The following is a 25569-nucleotide window of genomic DNA, read 5'->3' as shown; positions in this document are numbered from 1 at the left end:
TCACCCTTTACTCACCTCTTTGCCGCCTCCGGCACCGACCTGCGCGACAGGTGATCGTGACTGTGCGTCAGATCACATCAGTTGCCATCGTTGCCGACTTCGCGGAATCTCTGGTCTCTGAACCGTTGATCCAGCTCCAACACGAGCTGGAGGCTTGAGATGGCGAGAGCACCGCTGCCCATCGGATCTTGGGGCAAGATCTCGACGTCGATCACCAAGATCGACGCCAAAGGCAAGCCCCGCAGCCACACCGCCAGAGCTAACTTCCGCGACCACGACGGACACGTCCGTGATGTCACTGCAACAGGTCACAGCAAGACCGCCGCAGAGCAGGCCCTCCTCACCAAACTCAAGGACCGCGCGAGGACAAGCGGCGCCGGCGAGCTCACCTCGATGCACAAGGTCGGTCAGCTGATCGATCTGTGGGAGAAGAAGTTCAAAAAACTCGTCGAGATCGGCAAACGCTCCCCCACCTCCTACGACACCTACGAACGCGTCATCCGCAACCATATCCGCCCCGCCATCGCCGAACTACGCATCGGCGAAGCCACTACCCAACGCCTCGACAAAGTCATCACCACCATCAGCGACCGCTCCGGCCCCTCCACCGCCAAGACCGCCCGCGCCATCATCTCCGGAGCCATGAGCCTCGCCGTCCGCTACAACGCCGTCACCGTCAACCCCATGCGCGAAATCGAACCCATCGAAGCCGCCCCCAAGAACCCACCCCGGGCGCTCACCGCCGAAGAAGTCACCCTCCTCCGCACAAGCCTCGCCGCCGACCAGCGTGCCGTCGATGCCGACCTCCCCGACCTCGTCGCCTTCATGCTCGGCACCGGCGTCCGCATCGGCGAATCCCTCGCAGTCACCTGGTCCCAGGTCGACCTAGAAGCCCGCACCGTCGAAATCACCCACACCATCGTCCGAGTCCGCGGCCAAGGTCTCCTCCGCAAAGCAACAAAATCCAGAGCAGGCGAACGCCTCCTCCCCCTCCCCCAATGGCTCATCGCCATCCTCCGCAAACGCCAAGCCGCCGGTATCCGCCTAGACGCCGCCGTCTTCCCCGGCACCACCGGCACCCACCGAGACCCCTCCAACACCCGCCGCCACCTCCGCACCGCCCTCTCCCCCGTAGGCAGCACCGCCCGCCGCGACCTAGGCCTCACGCTCCGCTCCCTCCGCCGCGCAGCCAAACTCACCCGCAAACAACTCGCCGCCAAACTCGCCTGGCCCCAACACCGAGTCGAACTCCTCGAAACCGGCCGCATCAAACCCACCGCCGACCTCGTCACCGACTTCACCACAGCCTGCGGCGCCACTCCGGCCAACCTCACCCCCGAACTCGAAGCCGCCACCCAACCCGCCGACTCCGACCAACTCACCTGGATCCGCTCCCACGCCCTCCGCAAAACCACCGCCACCGCCCTAGACGAAGCCGGCCACACCGCCCGCCAAGTAGCCGACCAACTAGGCCAAGCCAAAGTCTCCATCACCCAAGACGTCTACATGGGCCGCAAAGTAGCCAACCCAGCCGCCGCCCAAGCCCTAGACGATGCCTTCGGCGACCTCGACCTGCTCTAAAGCGGACGCCCCGCACCGGAGCCAGAGTGCGGGGGCGTCGTGTCGCAGGACATCGGTAAGCAGTCTGCGACACGACTAAACCAACCGGAGCCGTCCCAGTCAGCCACCGCCCGAAACGACGATCAGTCGTCGTAGCGCTTGGTCACAATGAAGCCGGTGCCGGCAAGCGGTTCGCCGACCGCAGTCTTCGCCCAGGCCTCGAACTGATCATTGCCGTCCGCGCTGAGATTCAGCAGCTCCACGATCTCCTCAACGCTCGGAGACGTCGATCGTTCGCAGCTGAGAACCGAATCGCTGGATGCGGCCCCATCATCGAGGTCATCCGGATCATCTGGCACCCAGCGGCTGATCTCAACGCTCCAGCGCTCCTGCCCGAAGTCCCCGCTGGGAATCGGCGCTACAACGTCGAGGAAGAAGTTGTCGAGAGTATCGACGAAGGGGTCATCCATGATCGAGAAGTCTTGGACTCGCAGCTGGACTTCGTCGTTCGTGCAGCGCTGGACCGCGTCCCAGAGAACCTGCAGATCTGTAACCCCCTGACGAAGCTCTGGGCCACTTGCCCCCTCCTCTCTTTCGTTCAAGTACTCGCGATCTTCCTCACTCAACGCCGATTCGACGGCCACCAAGGCCGCACCGGAATCCCACAGCCGCCGTCCATCCGCCTCCGGCGGCTTCACACCGTCCGTGAACTCGACCCAAGCCTCCCTGAGGTTTCGAGCCTCTACCTCAAGCTCAGCCGCGATCGCAGTTCGCACCGGCGGAGGTGCCGCCGCAACTGTCTCGTCGAGATCCTTCAGCGCCAGCTCAAGACGCAACATGACGTGCTGATACCAAAGGCTGTGCGCACCCACCCGCAGTTCAGCACGAGCATCCTTCCTGACGAGAACCTCGATGTGACTAGTCGGATACCTCCGATACCGGTCATCCCGCCGGTCACGCGCACTAAGCGGACCTGTCGCATACGCAGACACACGATTGAGAGCATCGACAATCGGCCCAGCGATGGCCTCACTGTCGACACTTGTGACGGTCACCGATGACACACCGGCAGACCCCTGATAGGTAGCGAGAATCTGGATCTTGCCCCGGTTCGGGTGCTGAGAATAGATAGTCACGATCTTCCTTCTGCCATCAGTACATGACGCACCAACAGCGGGAGTCGAAGTACCTGGACCGAAGCGGAGGCGCAGGTCCTATCCCGCGCTCCATGCCTCGCAAAACAACGGTGGATGCCCAGGCACACTCCCAAGCCCCTTGCCGCTTCCGACCATACACGGCCCATCAACACCCCAGCCATTCCGACTGACCGCAGGCAAAACACCACGTCGGACCGCTTCGAAGATCCCGAGCATCTAGCAGGTACAGGCCAGGTCAGAGAGCGACTCTAGGTTCGCTCTCTGACCTGCATCTTCGTGCGCATCGGCCCCGACCCTGATCGCGCCTTGTCAGCGCCTCATGGGACAGCGACGGAACAGAGCCGCAGCGCCTTGGCGCTACCGTGAACGAGAATCCTCGTCGACCTGTCGGGCATAGCTCCGCGGCGAACAGCCGCGAGGCATCACGAATCGTTCGTCGTAGACACCGCGACCTCAATTCTCGCCTGCGAATGACATCAGTGGCATGAACTCGTCCGGACTAGGCCCAGCCTCCGCGTCCGTCTCCTCGCTCATGGCAGCAGTGCGCTTAGCCTCCGCGTGCTCGCCACTGGCCGCAAGAACTTGGACGAGGATCGCCCTAACATGCTGACGCAGGGCGTTCGGCCACTTGGCGGACCTGATGTCCAGATCACGGACGTGGGTCAGGGCTTCACGCGCTCGACCGACTTTGATGAGATTCGCGCAGAGGCGACCGATTATCTGCGCCGCCCCACCGTAGTCTTCTAATTCTTCGCACTGGAGCGCCACTCGCGCGAAGGAGTCGGAGGCGCCCTTAATGTCTCCAACCAGGAACCCAATCTCGCCAAGCACAACTGCCAGAGACAGCAGGGCTGCCCGGTCCTCAGCTACGTCGAGCAGGGCCTTAGCATGCTTGATATCTTCCATCGCCAGACTGGCGTTGTCCGGATCGATCGCCAGTAGGTTGTCAGCCATCCTGATCCTGGCTTTCGCCATCCCGACGGTATCGCTCAGCCTCTCGCAGATCTCGTAGTCGGCGACGTGACACTCGTAGGCCGCCGCGTGCTCCCCGGACGCATACCTCGCCAACCCCAGATCGTTCAGGGCGTTCCCTGCGTTCACCATGTCCGATGCGCCAAGATGCCCTTGTACCGACAATTGCAGCGCCGTGACGGCGGCACCGACCTCTCCCAGGTGAAGCCAAACGAGCCCGAGGGTGTTCAGCGTCTTCGCCTCGCCGATCCGGTCGTTGACCGCACGGCAATTGGCCAGATCGCTATAGAGATGCGGCAAAGCCTCGGCCGGACGACCTAACCTCATCAGCACCGCGCCGACGTTGTGGCGGACGACTCCGCTATACAGGTCGGCAGAGAACCCATCCCATACCTCCTCCGCGAGTCGGTACTCTGCCAGAGCCTCCTCGCGACGCCCGACGGCGTCCAAGAGATTCCCGCGGCAATTGTGAATCTGTGCGCTCAGCACCGAGCCTGGCTCGATCAACGACGAAGCACGATCACACCGCTCAAATCCTTGCTCGAACCTCCGTAGGCCACTACAGGCGGTGGCACTCGCCAGGAGGAACATCGCTTCGGCCACCGGAGCCGCCTCGGGATCAGCAGTTCCCTTCTGAATAATGTGCTCCACCAGCGACAGGCCGGACTGACACCACTCCTCCATCGGCTCCCAGGAACAGCGAATCTCGAGGTAAGAGACAAGGTCGACGGTCATCTGTAGAGCTTCGTTCGTCGCACCATCGACCGTCGCCTTGCGAATGGTCGCGGCAACAGCTTCTTCATGGATGTCGAACCAGGCCAGCAGGTCGGCAACCTCGATGGCAGTGGCGGACGATTGCTGCAGCTCGTTCCGAAAATGCGGGTCCAGCGCTTGCCCGATTTGATGTGCCGTCATGTAGATGTACTGCGCCACCCGGAACTCGGCGTCCTCGACATCCCCCGCCACATCGTCGGCGGCAGCTCGATCCTTCGCGAAAAGACGGAGCAGATCGTGGAGCCGAAATCTGTTGGGCAGGCTACTGGGGTCGACGAGACCCCGCTCAAGAAGTTCGAACAGCGACGCAGTGGCCGTGCTTTCACCCTGATCGATCGCCGCTGCCGCCAGACTTGCGTCGAACGTCGATCCCGGGATCAGTCCCAGCCGGCGAAAGGTCAGCTTGTCGGCCTCAGGGAGCATCCGGTACGAGAGCTCGAAGCTCGCACGAAGCTCGATGTCTCCAACGTTCAAAACGTCCAGACGAGAATGCTCGGCAGTCAGCTCCCGCACGAGCCACGCCAGACTCCACGGCGTACGAGCCGCGAGGCCAGCGGCAACACGCAGAGCGAGGGGTAGGTGGCCGCAAAGCTGAGCGATTTTCGCGGCTGCCTGAAACTCTTCGTCGACACGCACCGAGCCGATGTGCGCTCGCAACAAATCCACCGAATGCTCAGCTGGCAAGACCTCCAGACGGAAACGGAGATTGCAATCGAGCCCACTCAGGTTCGACCTGCTGGTCACGATCACAGAACTGGCGGAAGTGCCCGGTGAGAGCGGGCGCACTTGGCCTTCGGACCCGGCGTCGTCCAGGATGATCACAGCACGGAGCTCGGCCAGCTTGCTCCGGTAGTGGGCCGCGAGCTCATCGATGGTCGATGTCTCCGGAAGGTCGACCTGCAGCGCTGTCAGCACGCGTTCAAGCACAGTCCTGGGGTGCAGGGCGTCATCGTGTGTTCCGCGCAGATCCACGTAGATCTGGCCGTCGGGCCACATGTCCTCGGCCAGGTGCCCGGCGTGAACTGCGAGCGCTGTCTTTCCCACGCCAGGTTGTCCCGAGATCAGAACGAGGCCGCCGCCGTGCTCGCCGATCGACCGCAGGCACGCCAACTCGTTGTCGCGACCGGCGAACCCCTTCGCATCCGCTGGGAGACTCCGCGGCAACCGGGTCGACTCAGTTGTATGCGGTGTATGACGCGCGATCTGCTCGGACACCCAATTGTGCTCGCTGGGCATCGTCTCGAGCCATCCCCACAGGTCTTCTGAATCGATGGCCTTGACGTCACGCCATGCAGCATCTGCACGTTTCGCTTCAACCCACTTCGCCTTGCCGGGCCAATGGCGCATAGTGACGAACACGAAGGTCGTCTCAGCCGGATCGACACCTAGTGGCGCCTGCAGCCGCTTCCGATAGTTCCGTTCCGCAGCTTCCCCAACTCGCTTGGCGTTGCTCATCTCCCACGCCGACGGGCCAGCCGGCATGTACGGGCCTCCCGCCGACTCCTGAACCAGCCCGTCCCAACCGTCGCGCCACACCCCTTCGGCAGCCGGCATCGTCAGCCCGACCATCCCGGGCGTTGCCGCAACGAGGCGCCGCACGAGGTGCGGCAACAACCCGCGGGAGAACTCTCGAGTGTCGCGCGCCTGGGCCAGGTAGTTCAGAACATTCGCATCGACTACCTGACCCGGAAACATCCCTTCTCGCATTGGATTCATAGCGTGAGGCTCGCAGAAGCCACCGACAGTTCATTGTCTCGGATGGAATCGTGGACGATCGATCCTCTGAGGCGAGATCGGCACTGGATCGTCGCCAACCGGCGTACCTGACCCTAGATGATGCGCTATCTCACAGGCCCAGGTGCGGACCGCCGGTCACGTCTGGCGAGGGCTGTCCGAAGCTCCGCGACCCTCTCGATCGCGGCCTGCGGGGTCGCGCATAGTCGGCCAGGGGCCGGGTCAGCAGGAGTGCATCGTGCAGGCGCTGATGACCGTCGGGCGACTTCCACAGACTGGCCGGGGTATGGCTGTCCGGCAGCTCCACGGCTTGGACTCGCGGGAAGTTCGCGGACAGGTCATCTAGGCACTCAGCGGCCATCTGTCGTAGTGCTCGTCTGCGACTGGTCGCGACGATGACCGTTCCCGTCAAGGTTTCAATGCCGAGCATCCTTGCCTGCTCGGCGGACAGTACGCCGTCACAGAGTGGAATACCGACCCATCCTCCGCCGGCAAGCCGACTGACGCGCTCGATGGCGAACGCGTCCATCGGGTCGTTGACCAGTACGGGCGTTGCTTCTAGTGAGAGGAGATCAGATTGCTCGGCGAGGCCGACGAGGCTGGTCGATCGCTGATGTACCTGGGTCGCCGGGGTGGCCCGGTAGTACGGGCCGGATGAGCCTTCGTGAACTGCGATGAAGCCGACGATCTCGAGCCGGTGATTCCTTGCCGGCAGCATCAACTGGTCCCGGAAGCGATCGATCAGCCGTCCTCCGGGGCCGTCGATCCCGAGGCCGGCGTTGCGGACGGTCGCCATGTCGAAGCCCTGGGATCTCAGATGATTGACCAGGCGCGACGGCGAGTCCGGAGCGAACCCGACGATCCAGCTCGAACTGGGTTCCAGTACCTCGAAAGCCTCGCCTCGCTCGAGGTACCCGCGAGCCCAGGAATCCTTGGTCCGGAACAGTTCTCGCCTGAAGAACCTGGCCGCCGCATGGTTGACCTCCAGCAAGCGGCGAACCTCAGCAGCATTCGGAACCGCATTCGGATCTCGATCCTCCCGACCGACGCCCCTTCGCCAAGCCTCCAAGTGATCCATACCCCCGACGCTCGCGGCGCGGCATCAGGTTCAGAACCTGGTTCTGCAGTCCCGGAACTCCTCGTTGCCCCGATCAAGGACCAGTTGGCGACGGCTCTCCGAACGACAGGAGCGGAACGTCATACAGGGAAGGGTTTCGCTGCCGCGAAAAAGCCGGTCCGCTCACCTCGACCACATACATCTCGGTCAAGAACTGGATCTTCGCGCCAAGGAGATGGCTCGTGTGAGCGGTTGCCGACTGCGCCTTGAGCCCAACGGACACGTGAATGTGCGGCAAGACAACACCCGCCTCCGCGTCATAGGCAAGGCTTCCACCACCGACGGCCTCGACGTTCTCAAGATGGACCGAGCTCCAGACCGGCGCGTCCGGGTTCTCGAGCTTCTCGCAGGTGCCAACGAGTTGGACCTCGCGCATGCCGGCGATGAACATCGGGATGAATCCCTGTCGTACGTCGTGCTCGGCACAGAACTCGGCCAGAGCGGTGTAGAAGTCGTCTCCATGGTCGAAGTGGACCGCGAAGGTCCGGCCCATGATGAGTTCAGCGGCGCGCAAAGTCATCTCCCTCAAGGACGTCGATGTGGGCAACATAGCTGACCGCGGTATTCAACCCGCGAGTCGACAGCAGACGGCTACGCGGATGACAGATGTCGTCAACACCCACCGCCGCCAACTCGGCGCACCTCCGCCGGAACCACCCCCACGGCACCCGGAGATAGTCAGCGGCAGCGGCCAGCCGCTCAAGCGGCGTCGTCTGCGTCAACAAGGATTCTCCACCGACCTGATCAGCGAGTTCCCGGTACGTCGCCAAGCGTGACCCGGAAGCCGACGCCTCCACACACCACAGCCCAGGGCTGTCCAGCCAGCTCGCCACGATCGCCTGATCAGCGAGCACGAAGCCTTCCACCTCGGCATGATCGGACTCGCCGCTGATCTGCACGTGGATACCGAAGGCCTCCATAAGCGCCATCGCGAGCAGCAGCATCACCCGCTCATATCCGGGCGACGCCTCCACCTCACTCTCCGGGATACAGAAGCCCCGTCGCGCCCGCGGGAATCGCCGCCAAACATGTCGGAGGTACTCAAACTTGTGCGCCCAAAGCAACCAAGCCGCCGCATCCTCCCCACGCTGCTCCCGAGTCCAGAACAACGGATCATCCCCCACCTGATCGAGGTGCCGCACGATGTAGCGCGAGCAGAACTGCGACCCCAGCCACAGAGCAGCTACTCGATTCAGCGACGGCACCTCATCAACCGCTCCCTGCGAAGCCTCACGCTCCTGCTGAGCCATGACATACAACTGGCTCCGCTCGAGCTGAGCATCGTCGGCCAGCAGCGCCGAGTCCGCGTTCGCAGTCGCCCAGATGATCCCCACCGTGAGATCGTCAACGACATTCGCCAACGGCACCGCCTGCAACTCGGCACCACCTCGAGCACGGTCGCCCACACGACGACCGTCAGCGACGTAGTGCCGGTGCTCACTATCGACCGCAAACACCATAGACCGGCGGTCCGGTTTGCTGAGCTGAGCCAGTACCTGTTCGTCCGGCCGAATCAGCAACTGGTTCGAGCTGTGCCGGTCGACGTTCTGGTAGTACGCCGAGATCTCGGTACCGAAGTACGACCGCCCAGCCGGTACCACCAGGCATTCGGGCACACCCGACGTACTGCGTTTCCCGGCAAGCGCGAGCAGGTCAACGGAGGCAGGCTCCGACAGCCGCCGCTTAGGACGATTGATGTAGAAACCGAGCTCTTCAGAAGTTCGAACCTGCAGGACCTCGCAGAGCGCACTCCGCACCTCATCACGGGGCCAGGTGTGCCACCCACGCTCGTAGGCCGAGATCACCTTCGCCTCAATGTCCGCGGTATGACCGGTAGCGCGATAGATCGCGAGATTGACCTGCTCAGCGAGCGCCTCCTGCGACATCGAGCCGCGCGCCTTGCGAAGCAGTTCATTGGGCTTGCGCCCTCCATCAGCCACGGTCGACACGATCCCTCGGTGGCAACTGGTACTGATCTCGTACGACGTCGCGGCGGTCAAGGCCGATGTACGCCGCCGCGAGTGGATAAGCACCAGCCGGATCCAGGAGCCGGATCCGCACGCTGGGAACAAACCCACGGGGAACACCTCGCCGCCGACCCACCACGAGCAGCCGGCCACCGCTGAGGCGTCCTGTCTCCTCGTGAATCCACCGCTCAGCGATGCTCCGAACGCTCGCCTTGGGCGGCCGGCTGAACTGCCCCGTCCCGGATGCCACCCTCGACCACGAGCCGTCCTTGCCTCGCTTCGCGATCTCGAACGCATACATCCTTCTGCCTCGCATGACCCCTCCTAGGGTTCGTGCAAGCAGGATGCCCCGCGCCACCAGGACAGCATCACGGCAGGAGCCGACATCTCCGAGACATCTCGGATGACACCAAAATGTCCTGAAATGTCTTAAGTTAGGTTCCGTGGCTAACGAACGACTGCGAGCGGCGATGGCTGAGCGAGGCCTCACCCATCATGCCCTGGCAGAGGAGCTCGGTGTCAACGTGAAGACCATCGAGCGCTGGGTCCTCACCGATCTGATCCCCTTCCCACGCAACCGGCACGCCGTGGCCACCCGCTTGGGCAAGGAGGAGGGCTACCTCTGGCCAAACGCGCTCACTCGTGACAGAGCCGCCGCAGTCTCCGAAAGCGAGATCGTCAAGGTCTATCCCCGTCGCTCCGATGTGCCCAGCGACGAGTGGCGACAGTTGCTCGACGCAGGCGACCAAGAGATAGGCATCCTCGTGTACGCCGGACTGTTCCTGGCCGAGGATGCCGGCATCCAGCGCCTACTTCGGAAGAAGGCGAAGGGCGGGGCGCGCATCCGGATCCTTCTCGGTGACCCATCCGACCCGACAGTGGCCAACCGCGGCCGCGAGGAGGGCATCGGTGATGCTCTGGCGGCGAAGATCCGGAATGCGGTAGCCATGTACGGCGACCTGGCGACCGTCGACGGCGTCGAGTTCCGACTTCACCGGACCGTGCTCTACAACTCCATCTACCGCGCCGACGACCGTCTGTTCGTCAACACCCACATCTACGGCCTTCCCGCAGCACATGCGCCCGTCTGGTACCTGCGCAAGATCCCCGGTGGAGAGCTCGCAAACCACTACCTCGAGAGCTTCGAGCGGGTCTGGGAAGATTCCACCCCGATGGAGGACTGATGCCCGGCCGAATCGACTACTACGACGACCCCAACGCGCCCGCGGCCAACAGCATGGTCCCGTCGGTGAACGTCGTCATCGAGAACGACGCCGGCGAGATACTCCTCATCGAGCGTTCCGACAACGGCAACTGGGCGCTTCCGGGCGGTGCGATCGATCTCGGCGAATCCATGTCGCAGGCCGGCGTCCGCGAGACCAAGGAAGAGACCGGCATCGACTGCGAGATCATCGATGTCCTCGGTATCTACACCGACCCCAAACACATCATTCTCTACACCAGTGACGGCGAAGCCCGCCAGGAGTTCTCGATCCTGCTCCGCGCACGAGCAACCGGCGGTCAGCCGACCCCGAGCAACGAGAGCACCCAGGTCCACTGGGTCGCCCGCGAGGACCTGCCGGAACTTCAGATGCACCGCTCGATGAGGCAACGTATCAAGCAGTACCTCGACCCCGGCACGCCCCTTTACTTCGACTAGCCCCGAGTCGCCCCTGAACGTTCTCAGCGGCCGTCCGAATTGTCGGCGCCGAACGGAGAATCGACCGGTGTACGACGTGCTCGTTCGAGTACCGCATCAGGATCTCGCTCAGCCGTTCCTCGACGTCCACGCGACACCCATCTGGGTCTGTTGTGACATCGCAATAGGTCAGAGCATCCAGGAGATCTGCGTCCGGCAATGCGAACTCGTCGACGAGCTCCGGGATCTCCCGTTCATTAGCCTCGACCATCGCACCGGTGTGGTGCGCGACCAGCCGACACACCATGTCGTCAGCCGCCACGACATCTCGCAGGTACCGCGCCCCGTCGAGAGGGTGGAAGCCCGTCGATCGCAGCACCGGTGAGTACCCGATGTCATGCAGCCAGGCCGCTACCTCAACAACCTGCGCCCGCTCCCCCAGGATCGCTCTGAGCTCACGCGCACGGCCGCCCACACCTTGGGTATGCGCCCAACGGCGAGGCAGCTGCTTGGACAGCAGCCGCTCCGCCAGAGACCTTGCATCCTCAACAACCATCACCCCCTCGACACTACGACGTTGTAGCGGACAAGGTGACCGCACGGGCGGCATTCTCTAGACCGGCAAATGTCTGGCGCCTGCTCGCCGATCGATCAGCTGACGGTGCGCGCTCCTCCCAGCGCGCCCGACCAGATGATCTCGAAACTCGACAGGTAGGCGTCGTACATCTCGCCAGATTCCGTACGGCGGTAGTGGTAAACCGGCGATTCGGAAGCAGCGACGCCGTACGAGTGCTGGTTGACGAGGAGCTGATCATCGGCGATGTACATCGAGTTGTAGAGAACCTCTTCATGGAACCGCAGTTCGATGTCGCCGGCGTCGCGCAGCTCGACAGGTACACGAGAACCACCTGTCGACGCGACGACGATGCGTACCCGAATCCCTCGACCGCTGCGCTCCCTGAGAATTCGAACGAGGCCGCGATCCTTGAGCAGTAACTGGACATCACTCGCGAGGATTCCGATCTGGGATTCGGCGTCCGCGAAGAGGGTTAGCCAGTCGGCATGACTGATCGCTGCCGAGCGCGGGTAGACGCCGACCAACCCGGCCGGCCGATCGGCGCCGACCGCAGAGCGACTGGGCGATGGCCACAGCACCGAGGCATCGACATCGAGGAGGGCCGACAGCGCAGCTCGGCTCCCCGGATGAGGTACCTGACCGTGCATCCAGTTACGAACCGTCTTGGGGTCGACCGCCAGTTCGACCGACAGGTCGAGCTCGGTGAGGCCAGCGTCGTACATCGCGCGCCGAAGCACCGTGTTCACTCGGAGCACCACCCTTACCCATGGGTAGATGTCGGTAAATGTCTGATCGGACAGTAGCACGAAATGTCCGTAAATGTCTGAGGACATGGTTCTGCTGTCCGGCCTGTCGCCGACAGGCTTGGGGCACGCTCGGCAATGCCGTCGAGCAACCACCAAGCTGATGGAGGGGTGCCGAAGATGCACGACACAACCGCATCTGGACGGCAGCGCGTGCGGGTCTGGTTCGGGAAGGTCGCGTTCGTCGACCGATCGACATCGCCCGAACTCGCGCAGGCATTCGCAGCAGCGATGAGGCGTCGGTTCACGGGTCTTGACGTCACCGTCGAGCCGACCGGCCGCGGCGGGGATTCCTCGTGAACCTTGAACTGTGGATCCTGCTGCTGTGCACGGCGGTCATCGCCCTGTCGATGCTCTGCGACCTGGCGTACGACTTGGGTCGAGGCCGCGAGTGATGCGCCGTGGCGAGCTGTACAACTATCGCGATCCCGCCGGTGTCAGAGGGACCGGCATCGTCGCCTTACTCGTCGAGTTCCCGCCCAACGATGACGGCCAACAATGGGTAGCCCTGCAGTGGCTCGGCCGGTACCCCTGCCTCACGATGTGGCCAAGCATCGCCGACCTGCTTGAGGTGCACGCGCATCTCGGGGCGGCGGAGATCCGCTGGCTCGATCCAGATCCGTACGACGTGGACCCGGACCCCACACTCCTCACCGGTTCTCGATCACCCTCCTGATCCGGCGTGGCTGACGTGTCGAGCGGCGGTCTCCGCGTCGGTCACGCCCTCCAATCCACCCACGCCTCACAGTGTGGTGGGACACGGGGAACCAGGGTTCCTGCCACCGCCTCCCCTGTCGGTGGCAGGAACCCCTCCTGTCCGAAGAACCTATTCGATCGGAAAGAACCTATGCCATCCCCGGTTGCCACCGGCTCCCTACGAGCTTGGTGGCGGAAGCGGTCACCCTTGAGACCCCTTTCACGGTCTACTACTCGCCACGACTGAGCCGGCTCCTGCGGCCATTGATCAAATGCGTTCGGTGGCCTTGGGAGCGTGGCTACGGCGCCGGCTGGGACGACGCGCTCCAACTGGCCACCAACGAACTCTTGCGACTCGAGAACTCACACGCCGAAGGCATGGTTCGCAAAGTCGACGTACGAGCAGTGACAGACTGGCTCGTTCTCGAGGCCGAGCACCCTGAGGGAATGCACGTTCGCCTGCAACGAGTGAGAGAAGTCTTGAGTATCAGAGCTCTGCGCGACCGTGAGCGCGCTCGTCAAGACTCGAATACCACGCAATAACCTCAGCGGCGCGGTACCGCAGATGTCGGCCGACGCGACGTGCCGGTGGTCCGTAGCCATGTGTGCGCCATCGATACAGCGTGCGCCTGGGAACCTTCAGGTACGCCGAGACCTCATCGATGTCCCACAGCGGGTCGGCGTCAGGCATCCTCATCGCGCGCCCCTGTCCGCGGGCTTCCTCGGTCTTCAGCCGACCGACCACGCTCGGCCCTGACCATCCGCCGTACCTCCCGCTGTGAGATCCCAAGAATCTCTGCAGCCGCCTCGGCCGACCCGCAGACCTTGGCCAACCGAGTTGTCCCCGCTTGGGAGAGCATTTCGGCCGCAGCAATGAGCTCGTCATGGCGTTCGATAGCGTGGCATTTCGCCTCCTTCGCCCGTACGACGTTGCCGCGCGTCGCGACCGCCACAGCCGCCGCTGTCTCGATCCTCGCTTGCCGTTCCCGAGCACGTCGCAACGCGGCGGCCCTTGCACTGGCACCCATCTCACAGCTCCGGGCCGTCATGATCAGGAGCAACGATGGCCTGCTCGCCTGCGTGCCAACGAGCCGCTTGCATCTGATCACGCACGTAGCAATGCACCTGGGCGCTGAACTCCGTGACTGCGGGAGCGAGCCGTTCACTGACCGCCTCGACCAGCTGCTCCGGCGCCTGCGGCGCAACCCGCATCGCCCAGTTAGTCATGTAGTGAAGCAACGAGTCGTCAGGTGTGATTCCGTTATGCAACAAGACGGCATACGCGAACAGCTCAGCCTCGATCTCGCGGACGCCGCGGTCGGGAAACGCGCTCGGATGCTGATGGTCCGCATGCAGGTAGACATGCCCAACCTCATGCGCCAGTCGGGCGAGTGCGCCCAGCGGACTGAGGCGATCAGAGATCACGACCAGCCTCGCGCCGTAGTCGCTGTATGCAGCCACGGAGGAATCCATCGATCGCACGACTACCCTGAACCCTTTGCCCTGCGCCTGATGCCGCAGCGCAACCCACAGACCGCGTTGACGTTCCGTCTCATTGCTCATGGCAACCTCTCGTGATTTCGGTTGTTCGCGGGCTCATCGTTCGAGGCCGTCCAGATCTGGTCCTGGACTGAGAAACTCCGGTATCGCGAGGTAAGGCCCCGGACTACGCCAAGGTTGACCGTGACTTGGGCGGCGTTCTTGAGAGGTGCCGGCCAGCCGACGAGCGATCTCCGAGGCGACTGTCAGGTGGTCGGCGGTCCACGCCAGACACGCGGTCAGCCCGACGAAGAGCTCCGGCTGCGTCGTTCGCAACCACCGGCTCTGGAGTGGCCTGGTATTGACTGGCCTGTTCAAGTACCTGAGGTCGCGCCTGTTGATGTCCTCGCGCGGGACGAAGAGACGCCCCTGACTCACCAAGGCCGCAGTGGCACGCTGCTGCCGGCGCGCCACTTGTTCGGCTGACCAAACGATCTCGTCAACGGCCTGCAGTATGGACACCGCATGCCCATGATCCGGCACCAACGAATCAGCCTCCAACAAACCTCCTCCCGGCCGCACAAACCGCGACAAGGCGGCGCGAAGATCCATGAACGCCGCCTCACTCGGCGTACCGGCAAGTCCGTCCAGATCAGAGAGCCGTCGCCTCCAAGACTCCGCAGTCCTCAACGCGCCGGCTTCGGCCGATCGCACGGCCTGCTTAAGGACGCCGAGCTCCAACCGTTGCCCGTCGCCAAGCTCGGCATGATCTGACGCGAGCAGGTGATCGGCGAGATGCCACACGTAGCCGCAGACAGTCCGGATCTGCGCCGTCGTCGATCGAAGGTCGCGAGTCAGCAAAGACTCAACGGTGACGCTGTCGTCGGCCCGCTCCCAACGCGCTGCGTGCCGCGGCAGCATTGAGACCTCGTGGTCGGCACCGGCAGGCCCACCGGCTGCGAGGAGACCAATCTCCCCCAGCCCGCCGCGCAATGCGTCAGATCTCGCCAGCGTCTCGAGCTCACGGGTCGTCGCCTCCGCCTTGCGTCGCTCAGGCGTCCGGCTGCGGGTATGGCCGAGGAGGCAGTCGGCGCCGGTCAGAGCGATCGCCGCAATCTCAGCCCGTGCGGCGCGAAGGTACCGAGGATCATCAAGAAGGCTGGCGTTCTGCGCATCCTGGATCGCCAACAGGTCGCTGCCCGCGCCGATCGCCTGAGCCAAGCGCCCGAGTGGTCGATCGGACTGTACGGCGGGTTCGTCGTACAGGTCAGCTGCCCGGAACCGATGTCGCAGCCAACGAAAATGGACCGCAGACGCCGCGACCACAGCCTTCCAATCATCTACAGCCTCAGAGCGATCCTTGTACCTGCTCCCTGCGGCATCCACCGCGGACCGGCGCGCAGCGCGCAAGAGGTCCTCATACGTCGCGCGCATCGCGCACCATCCGGATGTCGGCCGCCGCAGTCCGAAGCGCGTCACCAAGGGCCAGCCGCCAACTGAGTTCTTCGAGCGAGACCTCCAGCGCATCCGCGATCGCGACTGCCTCTTCAAGGAGCGCGACCGGATCCGCTTCGACACTGCCTTCGTAGATGCCGTACGGCATGATTCCGAGCAGTGCGCACAGCCGGTATCGGCCGAAGGCTGTCATCGCCCAACAGCCATCCAGCGTCGCCGTTTCCATCCCCTCCACGATCGCCTCGGCTCGCGTAACCAGCTCGACGATTCGTCGCCGTTGCGAGTCATCCTGTGTACTCACATGCGTCCTTCCGTTGAGGCCCTGAGCGATGCCTTCAGGACCGGCCGATTGGTTCACGGCCGCTCAACGGATGCCGAGGACAACTTTTTGGCCTACGCGGCAGAGGAAGCACCGTCACACTTCTTGCATCCAAGGGGCGGGATCGGCACCGACGGTCGGAATCGGTCAACGGTCTGCTCATCCGTTGAGCCCATATGCAGTCCTTGACGAGTTCCCTTCCCCATCACCTCAGCTGTGGATCGACGTGCTGAGCATCCACCGGCTGACGGTCGGCGACGGCTACAAATATCTGCTTCGTCACATCGCTTCAGGCGATGTCGATCGGCGCATGGCGACCCCGCTAACGGCCTACTACACAGCTGCCGGGTATCCGCCGGGCCGCTGGTTGGGATCCGGGCTCGCTGGCCTCGGCGACGGTCAACTGATGCTCGGCAGCGAGGTGACCGAGCCCCAGATGGAGGCCGTCTTCGGCCGCGCCGAGGATCCCGTCAGCGGCCGCTTACTTGGGCAGCCACATCGCGTGTACAAGAGTCCTTCGGCACGCATCGAGGAGCAGATCCGCGCCCTCGATAGCGGCCTGAACGATGACGCTCGCCAGGCCGCCATCGATCGGATTCGCAGGACTGAGATGCGCCGAAAGTCGCGACAGGCCGTCGCCGGCTTCGATCTCACGTTCTCCCCCGTGAAATCCGTATCCGCGCTCTGGGCGGTATCGGACGTCGGCGTACAGGAGCAGATCGTCGCCGCTCATCACGACGCAGTCAGGGACGTCATCGAACTGATCGAGCAGCACGCCACGTTCACTCGAAGCGGCCATGACGGGATCGCCCAGCTCGATACCCGAGGCCTGATCGCCGCCGCCTTCGACCACTGGGATACCCGTGCGGGCGATCCGCAATTGCACACTCACGTCGTAGTCGCCAACCGAGTACAGAGCCCAGACGGCCTCTGGCGGACCATCGACGGCAGAATCCTCTTCCGTGCAGCAGTAGCGATGTCAGAGATCCACAACGTCTTCCTAGCCGACAACCTCACCCGCCGGCTTGGCGTGCATTGGGAACTCCGCGAGCGTGGTACACGGCGGAACCCGGCCTTCGAGATCGACACGATCCCGGACGAGCTCATCGTCGAATTCTCAGCAAGAACAGAACAGATCGAAGCCAACCTCGCTGCCCTTCTCGACGAACGCGAGGACCAGATCCACCCTCCCGGCCGCCGCGAAACATACGTCCTCAGACAACAGGCAGCTCTCCTCAACCGGCCACCGAAACACCTCGCTCGCCCGCTCGCAGCCATGATGACCAGCTGGAAGAACCGTGCCGTTAGAGCCGTCGAGCCAGAGGTACTGGCGACCATTCAGCAGTCCCTCGACCAGCAAAGCGAACGCACGCTGGCAGCGGCAGACCTAAGCCCCGAGACCATCGACGCGTACGGCGCTGCCACCGTTCTGACCCTTCAGACCAAGCGCGCCGCCTGGACCCGCTGGAACCTCCTGGCCGAGGCCGCCCGCCAGACTCGACTCCTTCGGCTGGTCTCGCCTGGCGATCGTTTCGACGTACTCCAGTCGATCGTCGAGCGCGCCGAACAGCACTCGATCAACCTCACCACTCCGGAGTTGATCGCCGTCCCGATGCACCGTGCCAGCGGGGAGAGCATCTTCACCATTCACAACGGCCAGATCTACACCTCCCCGGTCATCCTCGGGGCCGAGGCCGCACTCCTCGACCTGGCGCGCGACTCCTCCGGTCCAAAGCTCAGCCACCATCAAGTCCAAGCTCTTGGCCTGAGTGCCGACAAGGTCCGTGCCCTACAGCGGATCGCGACCAGCGGACAGAAGGTCGAAGCGCTGATCGGCCCCGCCGGCACCGGCAAGACCAGCCTCCTATCGGCCCTCAGCACAACCTGGACAGACGTCTACGGCGACGGATCGATCATCGCCCTCGCACCATCCTCGGCTGCCTCCACTGTCCTCGCGGACGCCATCGGCACGCCAACCGAGAACATCGCGAAGTGGATCTACGAATCCACCGGCCTGGGCGCAGAAACCCGCCGCCAACGTATCCAGGACACCGAACGCGCAGCCCAACTCGCCCAGCACAGCCGACGCCAACGCCGGCACCCACGCCTCGCCACCCAACTGGCGGCCCTGCGCGCCGAAGACGACCGTTGGGCTTTCCATCAGGACCAACTTGTCATCGTCGACGAGGCGTCCATGGCCAGCACAATGGAACTAGCCATCCTCGCCCGCGCCGCCAACGCAGCCGGCGCCAAACTTCTCGTCGTCGGTGACGACGCCCAACTCGGCGCCGCCGACACCGGCGGCGCCTTCCGCCTCATCGCCCAAGACACCAACGCCGCCGAACTCAGCGACGTATGGCGCTTCACCAACCATTGGGAACGCGACGCCAGCCTCGCCCTTCGCCAAGGCCACCTCAGCGTCATCGACGCCTACGACAGCCACCACCGCCTGGCCGCCGGCCCTGCCGACGAAATGGAAGACGCCGCCTACCAAGCCTGGCAAGCCGACACCCACGCCGGGAAGAGCAGCCTCCTCATCGCCGCAGACAACACCACCGTCGCCCGCCTCAACACGCGAGCCCGCCTGGACCGCATCACCTCCGGCGAAGTCGAACCCGACGGCATCGAACTCCACGACAGCACCCACGTAGGCCTCGGCGACCAAATCGTCACCCGCCTCAACAACCGCCGCCTCCGCTACGGCACCACCGGCTTCGTCCGAAACGGCGACCAATGGACCGTCATCCACCGCTGGCCCGACGGCTCCCTAACCGTCCAAAACCCAACCGCCGAAACCGTCACCCTCCCCAGCGCATACGTCCAAGAATCCGTCGAACTCGCCTACGCCACCACAGCCCACCGCGCCCAAGGCGCAACCGTCGACACCGCCCACCTCGTAGTCACCGACCAGCTCACCCGAGCCCTCCTGTACGTCGGTCTAACCCGCGGCCGTAGCTCGAACCATGCCTACGTGACCACCCACCAAGCCACGTCGGATCTGCACGAACCCCACTTCGAACAGACCCTGCAAGACATCCTCGAAGCAGTCCTCAACAACCCCGGCGTAGAACTCTCCGCTCACGAAGTCATGCGCCAAGAACTCGACAACGCCACCCGACTCGACCGCCTGGTCCCCATCCACGAACACCTCTGCCAACTCGACGCCCGGCCCCGCATGACCGCAGCCATCGCCACCAGCGGACTCGACCCCACCGACCAAGCAGCAGTCCAGGCATCCCCCGCCTACGGCGCCCTAGTCGCCGAACTCCGACGAGCCGAGCAGCTAGGCCTCAGCCCCAGCGAGCTACTCCGCAAAGCCGGATCCCAGAAACGCCTCACAGACGCCCACGACATCGCCGCCGTCCTACACACCAGAGCCAGACGCCTAACAACCAGAGAGGCACGCCGCACCGGCCATCAGATCCCAACCATCGCCGGCATCCTCACCCCAGCCCACCAGATCGACGACCCCACCCTGACCGCACCTCTACGCGAGCTCGAAGCCCAAGTAGCCCTCCGCGCAAACTGGCTAGCCGAAGCGGCAGAGCAGGAGAAACCCACCTGGTGCCAAGACCTCACGCGCCTGACCGCCGACCAGTCGCACACGCAACAAGCCGAGCTACTACGCCACATCGCCGCCTACCGAGAGCTCTACAACATCCAAGGCACGCTCCTGCTTGGCCCAGCACCCCAGCCCAATCTCTCCACCCAGCGCGCCCACTACTTGAGCCTGCAGAAGCGCCTCAACCGGCCGGTCACAGCAAGCCCGAGACTCCTCGAGGGCCATCCCGATCATGGTCCCACGCGCTCGCGATGAGGGGTCCGTGTGTCGCGTCCCGCTCACGGCGGCCGTCAGGTCCGCCGCTACCGGGTGGGCGTAGCCAGTCCCGTCCTCGTGGATCGACCAGACTTCAGATCGAACAGCAACGGCTTGTAGTTGAGGGTCGCCATGTCCCATAAGGCTCGCTGGAACGACAGGAAGATCCGCGCTACAAGAGGCAATTCCGGCAGACTCATTTTTGGCCGCGCCGACACGACGACGCAGTACGCCGTTCAGTATTCGCCGCGCATCGCCAAGCCTGTGCTGGTGAAGCCGATCCCCTTCTCGGTCGGCATCGCAATGACCGTCGACCGATGCCGCCGGGTGCTTGCGCTCCGCAAGGACGAGCCCTGGTAAGCCGAGGTCGCGGCAGCCTTCGAAGCACGCGGTTCAGGCATAAGCTGCCTGCTCGGATATCCACGTTACGAACGTGTTGGCTTGTACCTCCTGTGCGCTGATGATCTGGTGACCGTAAGCTGCAAGCATCAGATCGACATCGAAGTTGAACTTCGGATTCGGCACCTTCGTGAAACCCATGATCACATGCCGCTGGTATGAAACATCGCGCGCACCTTTGTCGAACATCACCCAGTGCAGTCCTGGACAGCGCTCGATGAGCACGTCGCCGAGAAACAGCGCCAAGTCGTTGACGACCGAGTACCAGATGCCTTCTAGCCGAAGCGTCTCTGCATTGCCTTCAACCTCCGCACAAAACCAGTCGTTGATCCGCTGCAACCCGTCGTCATCGGACGACAGCACTACACCGTTGATCTGCAGCAGTTCACGGAGCTCCTCGATGCGCCCGGCCTTGGCCGCCATCAAGAGCTTGAATGCCGCGCGTGCTTCCCGCTTGCTCACCTGATGTAGGGGCTGCTCGACTCCTGGATCGAACGGTGTGTATCCATTCCACGAAACAGTCATGGAACTATTACTATCGTGATCCCGGCGGCTTTCAAAGCTGCCTCCAGCGGACCTGTAGGGCCGACTTTGCCTGTTACGCCGCTCCTTGAGAACTCCCAGATCACGTGCTTCACCTTGCCCAACTTGACGAGCTCAGCATCTCTCGCCAGTTCTTGCCGCTCACGGGCGCCTAGGGAGGTCCGGCCGACCTTCGACTCGATGCCGACGCCATCGGCCGTCAAGACATCCAGACGTCTACTCCCACTTATAGCCTGCATTGTGACCTCGTCTCGAGCACCCGGATAGCGAGCCATGATTGCTTTAGTGACAGCGTCTCCGGCATTCTTGTTCGCCAGGATCTGCGGCAGCGGCGCTGGGCGTGCTGGTGGCCTACCGAGTTTACTGAGCACCAGGTTCCAGCGTTCTGCTTCGAGGAGTCTGCAGATGGCGCGTGCTTCACCGCCTCCCGGTGCAAACAAGATGGCCGTGTTGGTGAGCTCTTCGCTAACCTGGGCATTGGTTGAGTTACCGTTTACGCCGGTCCACTCAACGTACTCTTCGTACCACTTAGATGTACCTTTGCCGGTTTTCTGTTGTAGGGCAAAGTCAAGCAGGCTCCCATCGGTCGCATGGACGACGGCTCTGTAGACGCCGGAGAGATCCTCGAGGCCCGTCTCGTAGTCAGGGTAGGGGGCGATGCCGATAAGGCCACTCGGGTCGGCGTAGAGGGTGGGGCGTTGGTTGGCGTAGGCGTAGGCGGTGATGTAGGGGTCTGCGGTGTCCGGGGTGAGGGGGTCTGGGGAGAGGAACATGCCCCAGGGGTTGAGGTCGCGGGCTCGGAGGTGGTAGTTGCCGGTGGTGGATTCGAGGTAGGCGCCGGTGAAGCCGAGGCCGGGGTCTTCGGCGGTGGTGTTGAGTTTTTCGTTGGTGCGTTTGGCGCCGAAGGGTTCGTAGCTGTAGCGCCATCGTGCTCCGGCGGCTTGGTCGACGATGTCGGTGATGCTGCCGATGCCGTCGGTGAGCGTGAGTGAGCGGGGGTAGGTCTTGCCTGGGTGTTCGACGTAGACGGCAGTGCCGTCGGGGGCGTAGCGGTGGCGCCAGAGACTGTTGTCGGTGCGGGTTTCGACGCCGAGCATGGGGAGCGGGTTGTTGATGTCCCAGGAGAGCTTCTTGGTGCCCGCGGCATTCTGGACCGTGCGACGCAGGTCCAGCGCGTCGTAGGCGAACTTGGCCGTTGCTTCTTCGGTGATGCGGCCGAGGACGTCCCACTTGCGGCCGTTGCCTTCGAGTTGGCCGTCGGCGTTGTAGACCTGGGGTGTGACGACGCCGGCCTGGTCGGTGCGGTTGACCATCTGGTTGGCGGCGTCGTAGGTGTATTTGATCGTGCCGGGTGTCGTGGTCCCGACACGTTCTTCGGTGAGCCGGTTGCTGTTGGTGTCGTAGCTGTAGTTGATGTACTGCGTGGCACCGGTGCAGGTGGCCAGGGTCAGGCAGTTCCTGGTGACCCGGTTGGCGGCGTCGTACTCGAAGGCCTCGTTGTAGACGGTGGCACCGCGGGTGCGCTTGATCGTGGTCGGGTTGTTGTTCGGGTCGCGTGTGTAGTCGTAGCGGCTCAGCGGTGTGGTCACACCGGACTTCTGATTGACGACCGCCGATACCGCACCGGCGCGGTCGTAGGTGCGGGCCTGGGTGTAGCCGCTGGAGGCCGGGTAGGTCAGCAGCGTCAGGTGGTCTTCGACGTCGTACCCGAACTTGGTGGTCTGCGCGTCGGCGACCATCGAGATCGCGCGGCCGTCAGCGTCGTAGGCATAGGTCGCGGTGACGGCGCCGGGCTGGACGCGGGTCGCGACCGCCCCGTACGGGGTGTAGGTGTAGGAGTAGTTGCCCTGCGGCTGGGTGACGGTCTTGAGTTGGCCGATCGCGTCCACTGTGAGCGTTGTCGCTCCCGTTGCGTCGGTGAAGGACGTCATCTGCCCGTCGGCGTTGTACCCGAACGTCGAGTTCGAAGCGGCCGAGGCGGTCGTCACTGCGGTGCGGAGACCGCGCAGGTCGTAGGCCTGCTTGATCGTGTAGGTCGGGAGGTCGCCGGAGGCGTAGCCGCGGGCCTTGATGATCTCGGTGAGGTTGCCTTCGGGGTCGTAGCCGAAGGTCTGCTTACGGTTCAGCGGGTCGCTGAGCGAGACCATCTCTCCGCGCGCGTTGTACCCGTACTTCGTGACGCCGTCGCGTGCGTCTTTGCGCTCGATCAGGTTCCCGACCGCGTCATAGCTGTACGACGTCGTCGCCGGGCCGGCCGGTGACGTCACCGAGGTCAGGCGGTGCAGGGCGTCATAGGTGGAGGTGGTAGTGAAGCCGCGAGGGTCCTTTTCACCGACTACGTTGCCGGACGGGTCGTAGGTGCGGGTGGTGACGCGGCCGAGCTTGTCGGTCTGGGTCAGCAGGTTCCCGGCCGGGTCGTAGGTGTACTTCGTGGTGTGGTCAGCCGGGGCCCCGCCGGTCACGTTGCCGCGCGGATCGACCTGTGTCGTCTGCCGACCGTCGGCGTCGTAGGTCCACTTCGTGATCGACGCCCCGCTCGGCGACTTCATCGACAGCCGCTGACCATCCAGGTCGTAGGTGTAGGTCGTCGGCTGCATCGACGGCAACGCGGTAGTCTGCAGACGACCGACCGCGTCGTACACGTTGGTCGTAACCTGTCCCAGCGCGTCCTTCGACGTGAGCACATTGTTGCTGCCGTCGTAGGTCGTCGTCGTGACCGCCCCGGCCGGCGACGTCGACGTCACGACCCGATTCAGAACGTCGAAGGTCTGCGACGACTTACGGCCCGAACCATCGGTCTGGAAGAGCTGGTTGCCGTTGGCGTCGTAGCTGTAGGACCAAGTGAACGTAGCCGGTGTCGCTCCCGCGGTGTTGCCGCGCGGGGTGGTCATCGTCGCAACACGATTCATCGAGTCGTAGGTATAGGTCGTCCTCGCTCCGGTGGCGTCAGTTGACGAGGCCCGGTTGCCGCGTGAGTCGTAGGTCGTTGCCTGCGTCACACCGTTAGCGTCGGACTGCTCGATCGACCGCCCAGCCGCGTCATATCTGTAGGCCGTCCTCGACAGCACCGTCCCAGAGACGTCTTCTTGCGTCGAGCTCGCCAGCTTGCCGACGTCGTCGTAATTGGACCGTGCGACGCTGTCGTCCGGGTTCGTCGTCGTCACAACGTTGCCAGCGGAGTCGTAGGTGTAGTGCGTGGTGTAGTCCTCAGGTGTACTGCCCGCCACGTTCCCCCGCGGATCGATACTCGCGGTCACCCGACCGGCGGCGTCGTACTCGTACTTCTGCACCGCACCCAGCGGCCTCGTATTCGAGACCAGGTTTCCGGCACCGTCGTAGTCCTGGGTCGTCACGTTGCCCAACGGCGTCTTCTGCGTCGCCAACTGCCCCAGCGCCGTGTACGTCAGTACGGTCTTGCCGCCGCCCGGGTCCGTGGTCGACGTCGGCCGGTTCGCGGCGTCGTACGTGAAAGTCGTCGTCTTCCCACGCCCATCGGTCGCCGACGTCACGTTGTCCTCGGCGTCGTAAACCCACGTCTCCTTGTACGACAACGGCGCCGGCGCTGTCCGCGTCAGCATGTTCCCGCGGGCGTCGTAGGTCATCCGGGTCTCGTTGAACTGCGGGTCGGTGACTTTGATCTTGTTCAGACGGCCGTCGTAGTCGTAGGTCGTTGCGTTGCCTCGGGGGTCGTAGTGCGCGACCAGGACTCCCGCAGAGTAGACATCCGTCCACACGGCTCCGTTCGGGTCGATCGTGTCCGCCTCACCCTTAGCCGCATCCCACTCGAATCGAGTCACATCACCAGTCGGCCCGGTTTGGCTTGATACACGCCCGGTCGCCGCGTCGTAGATGTTCTTCGTGATGACCCGGCCCAAAGCGTCCGTCACCGTGATGATCCGGTCGGCGGCGTCGTAGCCGTAGCTCGTTGTCTTCCCGCGAACATCCGTCACGCCGGTCAGCAGTCCGCCGGCATAGTCGTAAGAGATCTGCCTGCCGTCGGACAGCGCGATCTTCGCGATTCGATCGGATCCCCAGGTAATCGTCGCGGTACGTCCACCACGCTCGGTGATCGTCGCGAGCTTGCCATCCGCGTACGCCAGAGCCACCCCCACTCCGGCCGCATCTACGATTCCGGTCAGTTTCCCGGTGGCGTCGTACCGATAGGTCGTGTCGTCCGTATCGCGCTTTTCCCAGCCGCCGCTAACGGCGCGCAGCCGGGACTGCACTGAGGCAGGAGGCTGCCATACTCCGGCAGTGTCCTTCACGAATCTGACGACAGCGCCGTCGGGATTGCGTACCGCCACCTCGGCGGCGGTTGTCGTCAGCGAGGAGTCGTACGGCCAGGACCAGCCTTTTCCGAACGCAGACGTAGTCGTAGCTAGGGAGGAGTAGAACCGCGACAGTTGCAGTGGGACGCCTGGGCCCGTCCCCTTGGCGTCGACGTAAGCCTCCACGAACGCGCCCGTCGCAGTGTTCACCGGGTCAGCCCGATACGCCTGAACCAGCGGGCACGTGCATTGTCCTGCAAGGTCACCAGGAATTCCGGGGGCGTAGAGAGCGG

21 protein-coding genes are annotated in these 25569 nt (G+C 63.8%); 7 read left to right on the top strand and 14 right to left on the bottom strand.

All coding sequences use genetic code 11. The features are described from left to right. Nucleotides 1-159 precede the first annotated feature (159 nt). Entirely contained in the window at nucleotides 160-1581 is a 1422-nt protein-coding gene (locus OG474_RS29555; protein WP_405056867.1) for a helix-turn-helix domain-containing protein, read from the top strand. Nucleotides 1582-1703: 122 nt separating this feature from the next. Here the strand turns inward: OG474_RS29555 and OG474_RS29550 are convergent, their stop codons facing one another. The 6 genes from OG474_RS29550 to OG474_RS29525 form a co-directional block, all read right to left on the bottom strand. After that, nucleotides 1704-2399: a hypothetical protein gene (locus OG474_RS29550; protein ID WP_405056866.1), complete on the bottom strand. Its 696-nt coding sequence runs from the start codon at nucleotides 2397-2399 to the stop codon at nucleotides 1704-1706. A gap of 771 nt (nucleotides 2400-3170) precedes the next feature. Beyond that, entirely contained in the window at nucleotides 3171-6179 is a 3009-nt protein-coding gene (locus tag OG474_RS29545) for an ATP-binding protein (RefSeq protein ID WP_405056865.1), read from the bottom strand. 130 nt (nucleotides 6180-6309) lie between these two features. Continuing rightward, a complete protein-coding gene (locus OG474_RS29540; protein ID WP_405056864.1) occupies nucleotides 6310-7188 on the bottom strand; it encodes a hypothetical protein in 879 nt (292 codons plus the stop codon). Nucleotides 7189-7348: 160 nt separating this feature from the next. Then, on the bottom strand, nucleotides 7349-7834 hold the full coding sequence (locus OG474_RS29535; protein ID WP_405056863.1) for a PPC domain-containing DNA-binding protein: 486 nt from the start codon (nucleotides 7832-7834) through the stop codon (nucleotides 7349-7351). Next, nucleotides 7815-9254, bottom strand: a complete 1440-nt coding sequence (locus OG474_RS29530) for a multiprotein-bridging factor 1 family protein (RefSeq protein ID WP_405056862.1) — start codon at nucleotides 9252-9254, stop codon at nucleotides 7815-7817. Before OG474_RS29530 ends, OG474_RS29535 begins: the two co-directional genes overlap by 20 nt. Next, on the bottom strand, nucleotides 9247-9597 hold the full coding sequence (locus OG474_RS29525; protein ID WP_405056861.1) for a hypothetical protein: 351 nt from the start codon (nucleotides 9595-9597) through the stop codon (nucleotides 9247-9249). The genes OG474_RS29530 and OG474_RS29525 overlap by 8 nt, the downstream gene beginning before the upstream one ends. A gap of 127 nt (nucleotides 9598-9724) precedes the next feature. Between OG474_RS29525 and OG474_RS29520 the strand changes: the two genes are divergently transcribed. Then, nucleotides 9725-10465 carry a multiprotein-bridging factor 1 family protein gene (locus OG474_RS29520; protein WP_405056860.1) on the top strand — a complete coding sequence of 247 codons (741 nt, stop codon included), beginning with the start codon at nucleotides 9725-9727 and terminating at the stop codon, nucleotides 10463-10465. Continuing rightward, on the top strand, nucleotides 10465-10941 hold the full coding sequence (locus OG474_RS29515; protein ID WP_405056859.1) for an NUDIX hydrolase: 477 nt from the start codon (nucleotides 10465-10467) through the stop codon (nucleotides 10939-10941). Before OG474_RS29520 ends, OG474_RS29515 begins: the two co-directional genes overlap by 1 nt. Here OG474_RS29515 and OG474_RS29510 read toward each other — a convergent pair. Both OG474_RS29510 and OG474_RS29505 read right to left on the bottom strand, forming a co-directional pair. Then, nucleotides 10898-11476 (bottom strand): HD domain-containing protein, encoded by a 579-nt coding sequence (locus OG474_RS29510; protein WP_405064629.1) that lies wholly within the window; start codon nucleotides 11474-11476, stop codon nucleotides 10898-10900. The two genes, OG474_RS29515 and OG474_RS29510, sit on opposite strands and share 44 nt — an antisense overlap. A 95-nt stretch (nucleotides 11477-11571) precedes the next feature. Beyond that, nucleotides 11572-12243, bottom strand: coding sequence for an XRE family transcriptional regulator (locus tag OG474_RS29505; RefSeq protein ID WP_405056858.1), 672 nt, complete (start codon nucleotides 12241-12243; stop codon nucleotides 11572-11574). A 177-nt stretch (nucleotides 12244-12420) separates the two neighbouring features. Between OG474_RS29505 and OG474_RS29500 the strand changes: the two genes are divergently transcribed. Beyond that, nucleotides 12421-12600 carry a hypothetical protein gene (locus OG474_RS29500; RefSeq protein ID WP_405056857.1) on the top strand — a complete coding sequence of 60 codons (180 nt, stop codon included), beginning with the start codon at nucleotides 12421-12423 and terminating at the stop codon, nucleotides 12598-12600. 94 nt (nucleotides 12601-12694) lie between these two features. Beyond that, nucleotides 12695-12976 (top strand): hypothetical protein, encoded by a 282-nt coding sequence (locus OG474_RS29495; RefSeq protein ID WP_405056856.1) that lies wholly within the window; start codon nucleotides 12695-12697, stop codon nucleotides 12974-12976. Between the two features lie 507 nt (nucleotides 12977-13483). Here OG474_RS29495 and OG474_RS29490 read toward each other — a convergent pair. From OG474_RS29490 to OG474_RS29475, 4 genes are all read right to left on the bottom strand, one after another. Beyond that, entirely contained in the window at nucleotides 13484-13687 is a 204-nt protein-coding gene (locus tag OG474_RS29490; RefSeq protein WP_405064628.1) for a helix-turn-helix transcriptional regulator, read from the bottom strand. 338 nt (nucleotides 13688-14025) lie between these two features. Next, a complete protein-coding gene (locus tag OG474_RS29485; RefSeq protein WP_405056854.1) occupies nucleotides 14026-14559 on the bottom strand; it encodes an ImmA/IrrE family metallo-endopeptidase in 534 nt (177 codons plus the stop codon). Between the two features lie 33 nt (nucleotides 14560-14592). Then, nucleotides 14593-15909, bottom strand: coding sequence for a hypothetical protein (locus tag OG474_RS29480; protein WP_405056853.1), 1317 nt, complete (start codon nucleotides 15907-15909; stop codon nucleotides 14593-14595). Further along, nucleotides 15893-16231 (bottom strand): hypothetical protein, encoded by a 339-nt coding sequence (locus tag OG474_RS29475; RefSeq protein ID WP_405056852.1) that lies wholly within the window; start codon nucleotides 16229-16231, stop codon nucleotides 15893-15895. The genes OG474_RS29480 and OG474_RS29475 overlap by 17 nt, the downstream gene beginning before the upstream one ends. A gap of 28 nt (nucleotides 16232-16259) precedes the next feature. On the opposite strand from OG474_RS29475, the gene mobF reads away from it, so the two are divergent. Together mobF and OG474_RS29465 are read left to right on the top strand one after the other, a co-directional pair. Continuing rightward, nucleotides 16260-20066 (top strand): MobF family relaxase, encoded by a 3807-nt coding sequence (gene mobF, locus OG474_RS29470; RefSeq protein ID WP_405056851.1) that lies wholly within the window; start codon nucleotides 16260-16262, stop codon nucleotides 20064-20066. A 132-nt stretch (nucleotides 20067-20198) separates the two neighbouring features. Next, nucleotides 20199-20426 carry a hypothetical protein gene (locus OG474_RS29465; RefSeq protein ID WP_405056850.1) on the top strand — a complete coding sequence of 76 codons (228 nt, stop codon included), beginning with the start codon at nucleotides 20199-20201 and terminating at the stop codon, nucleotides 20424-20426. A gap of 33 nt (nucleotides 20427-20459) precedes the next feature. On the opposite strand, the gene OG474_RS29460 is transcribed toward OG474_RS29465, so the two are convergent. Both OG474_RS29460 and OG474_RS29455 read right to left on the bottom strand, forming a co-directional pair. Beyond that, entirely contained in the window at nucleotides 20460-20990 is a 531-nt protein-coding gene (locus OG474_RS29460; protein WP_405056849.1) for a hypothetical protein, read from the bottom strand. Further along, nucleotides 20987-25486, bottom strand: a complete 4500-nt coding sequence (locus OG474_RS29455; protein ID WP_405056848.1) for a DUF6531 domain-containing protein — start codon at nucleotides 25484-25486, stop codon at nucleotides 20987-20989. The genes OG474_RS29460 and OG474_RS29455 overlap by 4 nt, the downstream gene beginning before the upstream one ends. Between the last annotated feature and the right edge of the window lie 83 nt (nucleotides 25487-25569).

The organism is Kribbella sp. NBC_01505 (assembly GCF_045040285.1).
Lineage (GTDB): Bacteria > Actinomycetota > Actinomycetes > Propionibacteriales > Kribbellaceae > Kribbella.
This window is presented reverse-complemented; position numbering and strand designations above follow the sequence as displayed.